The 4,671-nt window shown below is 73.9% G+C and carries 5 protein-coding genes and 1 riboswitch; of the genes, 2 read left to right on the plus strand and 3 right to left on the minus strand.

Annotation, left to right across the window (positions count from 1 at the left end):
* Positions 1-193: 193 nt before the first annotated feature.
* The 3 genes from ACWD6P_RS36685 to thiO form a co-directional block, all read right to left on the minus strand.
* Entirely contained in the window at positions 194-934 is a 741-nt protein-coding gene (locus ACWD6P_RS36685; RefSeq protein ID WP_451448557.1) for a thiazole synthase, read from the minus strand.
* 121 nt (positions 935-1,055) lie between these two features.
* Positions 1,056-1,283, minus strand: coding sequence for a sulfur carrier protein ThiS (gene thiS, locus ACWD6P_RS36690; protein WP_451448554.1), 228 nt, complete (start codon positions 1,281-1,283; stop codon positions 1,056-1,058).
* Positions 1,280-2,533 (minus strand): glycine oxidase ThiO, encoded by a 1,254-nt coding sequence (gene thiO, locus ACWD6P_RS36695; RefSeq protein ID WP_451448555.1) that lies wholly within the window; start codon positions 2,531-2,533, stop codon positions 1,280-1,282. The genes thiS and thiO overlap by 4 nt, the downstream gene beginning before the upstream one ends.
* Positions 2,531-2,643: riboswitch (TPP riboswitch) on the minus strand. Its footprint overlaps the gene before it by 3 nt.
* A gap of 142 nt (positions 2,644-2,785) precedes the next feature.
* On the opposite strand from thiO, the gene ACWD6P_RS36700 reads away from it, so the two are divergent.
* Positions 2,786-4,027, plus strand: a complete 1,242-nt coding sequence (locus ACWD6P_RS36700) for an NAD(P)/FAD-dependent oxidoreductase (protein WP_451448556.1) — start codon at positions 2,786-2,788, stop codon at positions 4,025-4,027.
* 146 nt (positions 4,028-4,173) lie between these two features.
* A complete protein-coding gene (locus ACWD6P_RS36705; RefSeq protein ID WP_384440771.1) occupies positions 4,174-4,539 on the plus strand; it encodes an Rv2175c family DNA-binding protein in 366 nt (121 codons plus the stop codon).
* Positions 4,540-4,671 lie beyond the last annotated feature (132 nt).

Below are 4,671 nucleotides of genomic sequence, written 5' to 3' on the forward strand. Positions count from 1 at the left end.
GAGGACCGTCACCGGCAGCCGAACAGCCCCGCGCAGCGGCACCGCCCGCCGCAGGCGCAACGGCGACAAACCCCCACGGCGGGACAGCCGAAAACATGAACAGCCAGCCAAGCGCAGCGGAAGGGCAACGGCGACAAACCCCCACGGCGGGAAAGCCGAAAACGTGGGCAGCCAGCCAAGCGCAGCGGAAGGGTCAGAAACAGGGCCGCTCGGGGTCCAGCTCCGCCACCCCCTCCTCCGGCGAAGACGCCAGCGCGAAGTGCCGGCGCGGAATGCGGCCCGCGCGGTGCGCCAGGCGGCCCGCCGCCACCGCGTGGCGCATCGCGGCGGCCATCAGCTCCGGCTCCTGCGCACGGGTCACCGCGGAGGCCAGCATCACCGCCGCGCACCCCAGCTCCATGGCCAGGGCGGCATCCGAGGCGGTGCCCGCGCCGGCGTCCAGGATCACCGGGACGCCGGCCCGCTCCGTGATCAGCTGGAAGTTGTGCGGGTTGCGGATGCCCAGGCCGGAGCCGATCGGCGAGCCCAGCGGCATGATCGCGGCGCAGCCCACGTCCTCCAGTTTGCGGGCCAGCACCGGATCGTCGTTCGTATAGGGCAGGACCGTGAAACCGTCGTCCACCAGGGTCTCGGCGGCGTCCAGCAGCTCGATCGGATCGGGCAGCAGGGTGCGCTCGTCGGCGACGACCTCCAGCTTGACCCAGTCCGTGCCGAGCGCCTCCCGGGCGAGGCGGGCGGTGAGCACCGCCTCGCCCGCGGTGAAGCAGCCCGCCGTATTGGGCAGCACCCGGATCTTGTGCCGTTCCAGGACGGACAGCACCGAGCCCTGCACGGTCGGATCCAGCCGCCGCATGGCGACCGTCGTCAGCTCCGTACCGGAGGCGAGCAGCGCGCGCTCCATGACGTCGAGGCTGGGCGCGCCACCGGTGCCCATGATCAGACGGGAGCCGAAGGCGGTGCCGGCGATGGTGAGCGGGTCGGGGGCGGTGGCGGAGCCCTCGTAGGGGGCGGTGGGGGGCGTCCCCCGGAAGACCGCGGAGTCGGACATGTCGGGGTCAGCCTCCTTGGACCGCGGTGAGCACCTCGACGCGGTCGCCGTCGCCGAGCGGGGTGGTGGGCCACTGGGTGCGCGGCACCACGACTTCGTTGACCGCCGCGGCCACCCCGGCGGACGCCGTGGACAGGGTCGCGACGAGCCGGTCGAGGGTGAGTCCGCCGGGGATCTCGCGGGCCTGGCCGTTGACGGAGACCGAGACGGTGGGGGCGGGGGTGGCGCTGCTCATACGGGCTGTTCCTCCAGGAGGCGGGCGTGCTCGGTCCCCGGGGCGGCGACGCGGCTCGCTCCGCCCCGTTCAGGCGTGGGGGAGAAGCGTCCGGGAGAGAAGGGACGGGCCTCGTCGGGCAGGCTCCCGGTGGCGAGGACCTCGGCCATCACGTCACCGGTGACCGGCGTCAGCAGCACCCCGTTGCGGAAGTGGCCGGTGGCCAGGTGGAGGCCGGGCAGACCGCTCGGCCCGAGGAGCGGCGCGTTGTCGGGGGAGCCGGGACGCAGCCCGGCGCAGCTCTCCACCAGCGGGAGCTCGGTGATGCCCGGGACCAGCTCGTGCGCGTCCCGCAGCAGCTCGTAGACGCCGCCCGCGGTGACCGTGGTGTCCCAGCCCAGCTCCTCGCTGGTTGCGCCGACGACCAGCTCACCGTTCTCCCGCGGCACCAGGTAGAGCGGGTTGCCGCGGACGACGGCCCGTACGGTGCGCGAGAGGAAGGCGGGGGAACCGGTGGGCATGTCCGGGAGGCGGAGCCGCAGCACCTGGCCCTTGACCGGCCGTACCGGCGGAAGCACCTCGTCGGGTACGCCGGCCAGCCGGCCGCTGTGGCTGCCCGCCGCCAGCACGGTCTGGCCGGCCGGCAGCCGTGTGCCGTCGGCGAGCTCGGCACCCGAGGCGCGGCCGCCGGCGACGGTCAGCCGCTCGGCCCGGCTCCGGTGGAAGACCACCCCGGCCCGCTCGCAGGCCACCAGCAGGGCGCCCGCCAGCCGCCGCGGATCGACCTGATGGTCGCCGTCGACCCGCAGGCCGCCGCGTACGCCGGGAGCCAGCATCGGCTCCAGGCGGCGGCACTCACGTCCCGTGAGCCACTGGGAGTCCAGGCCCGAGCGGGTCTGCAGGGTGTGCAGTTCGCGCAGATGGGCGCGGTCGTCGGCGTCCAGCGCGACCGCGAGGGTGCCGCACCGCCGGTAGCCGATCGGCACCCCGGCGGCCTCCTCCAGCTCCTCGGTGAACCGCGGGTAGCGCCGTGCCGAGGCCAGATTGAGGGCCAGCAGGGTCTGCTCGCCGTAGTGGAGCTCGGTGACCGCGGCCAGCATTCCGGCCGCGACGTAGGCCGCGCCGCCACCGGGCGCCGGGTCGGCGACCGCGACGGTCAGCCCGCGGCCGGCCGCGCGCCAGGCGGTGACCAGGCCGATGATGCCGCCCCCGATGACGAGCACGTCAGGGTGCGTGGTGGCTGGTTTCGATCGTGTGGCAGATGGATGCATGGGCGTCCAGCCCCTCCCTTCGCCGGCATGACCCGGATCAGGTTCGTACGGTCGGAGGCCGGCCAGCCTCCCTCTCAGCCCGGTACGTCCGGGCTCCCGCGAGTGCGTGTATCCGTCACCCTAGTACGGGGGCACGAGGCGCCGTAAGGGAACGGCCGGTGGCCGGGCCCTGGCGCCCGGCGGTGACGGTGTGTCAGAGATCTCCTTGCGCGCTGCTGCGAGCGGCGTCGCACACCGTCCTAGAGTGATCTGGTGAGCGAGCAGAGCAATTCCTCCCAGCCTCCTGGCCGCACGCCGCGCGTCGTGATCGTCGGCGCCGGAATCGCCGGTGTGCAGACCGCGGTCGCCCTGCGCGAACAGGGGTGGCGCGGCGCGATCACGCTGCTCGGCGACGAGCCCCACCAGCCCTACGACCGGCCCCCGCTCTCCAAGGCGGTCCTGCTGGGCAAGGCGGACGGTTCCGCCTTCGACGTCGACTTCGCCGGGCTCGGCATCGACCTCCACCTCAGCCGCCGCGTCACCGCCCTGGTGCCGGACGCCCACCGGGTCGAGACGGCAGAGGGCCCGGTCTCCTACGACTACGCGGTGATCGCGACCGGCGCCGACCCGATCACGCTGCCCGGCAGCGAGGGCCTGCCCGGCGTCCACCTGCTGCGCACCCTGGACGACGCCGAGCGGCTGCGGCCGGTGCTCGCCGCCCAGCACGAGATCGTGGTCGTCGGGGCCGGCTGGATCGGCGCCGAGTTCGCCACCGCGGCGCGGGAGGCGGGCTGCGCCGTCACCGTCGTCGAGGCCGCCGACCGCCCGCTGGCCGGTGCGCTGCCCGCCGAGGTCGCCGCCCATATGACCGGCTGGTACGCGGACGCCGGCGCCGAGCTGCGCACCGGCGCCCGGGTCGCGGCCGTCACACCCGGCACGGTCACCCTCGCCGACGGCACGGCGCTGCCCGCCGACGCCGTGGTCGTCGGGATCGGAGCCCGGCCCGCCACCGCCTGGCTGGCCGGCTCGGGCGTCGCGGTGTCCTCCGAGGACGGCTCCGTGCTGGCCGACGAGCGGCTGCGCACCTCCGTGCCCGATGTGTACGCCGTCGGCGACTGCGCCTCCTTCCCGTCGGCCCGTTACGGCAGCCGTCTGCTGATCCACCACTGGGACAACGCACTCCAGGGCCCCCGTACGGTCGCCGAGAACATCGCCCGGGGCGAGGCGGAGGGGGTGGTCTACGACCCCGTCCCGTACTTCTGGTCCGAGCAGTTCGGCCGGTTCGTGCAGTACGCGGGCCACCACGGGGACGCCGATGAGCTGGTCTGGCGCGGCGATCCGGCGCAGGCCGCCTGGTCGGTGATCTGGCTGCGGGACGGCAGGCTCGTCGCGCTGCTGGCGGTGGGACGGCCGCGGGACCTCGCCCAGGGGCGCAAGCTCATCGAGCGGGGCGTGACCCTGGACCGGGACCGCGCCGCGAACGCGGCCGTACCGCTGAAGGCCGCGGCGAACTAGGGCCCACCCAGGGGAGGGCCGCCCGCGCGCGGATGGCGCCCGGTGTGGGCGCGTCGGCGGGCGTGTCGTCACCCTCCGGTGTGCCGGAAGCCTCTGATGGCGATGCCCGGCTACCGACTGTCAGTGCGAGGTGGCAGGCTTGTCCTGTGACCGAGATTGACGCAAACATCGATGGACTCGTCCCCGCCTGGCTCACTCTCCCCGACATCGCCGAAAAGCTCGGCGTCGAGGTGACGCGCGTCCGGCAGCTGGTCAAGGAGGGCCAGCTGATCGCGGTGCGCCGTGGCGAGAACAGGGTGCTGCAGGTACCCGCCGATTTCATCAAGGACGACAAGGTGGTCAAGGGCCTCGTCGGCACGCTCACGCTCCTCAAGGACGACGGCTTCACCGACGAGGAAATGCTGGAGTGGCTGTTCACCGCGGATGAGACCCTGCCCGGAACCCCGGCGCAGGCGCTGCGCGAGAATCGCGGCACGGAGGTGAAGCGCCGGGCCCAGGCGCTCGCCGTCTGACGCGCCCGGCGCGGTCTCGTCAGCAACCACACCAGCACCCGAGATACCAGACGGCGCCCTGGAGGAGAGCTCCGCGCCGCCGCTCTTCGATGTCCTGGTCGCTGCGGAAGGTCCGCCGCAGCAGCTCTTCGA

This window comes from Streptomyces sp. NPDC002446 (assembly GCF_053595675.1).

What these genes read in the sequence shown, in the direction of transcription:
- ACWD6P_RS36685 (WP_451448557.1), bottom strand. Translation starts at nt 934, where the DNA reads ATGGGCACCGGTGGCGCGCCCAGCCTCGACGTCATGGAGCGCGCGCTG.
- thiS (WP_451448554.1), bottom strand. Translation starts at nt 1,283, where the DNA reads ATGAGCAGCGCCACCCCCGCCCCCACCGTCTCGGTCTCCGTCAACGGC.
- thiO (WP_451448555.1), bottom strand. Translation starts at nt 2,533, where the DNA reads ATGCATCCATCTGCCACACGATCGAAACCAGCCACCACGCACCCTGAC.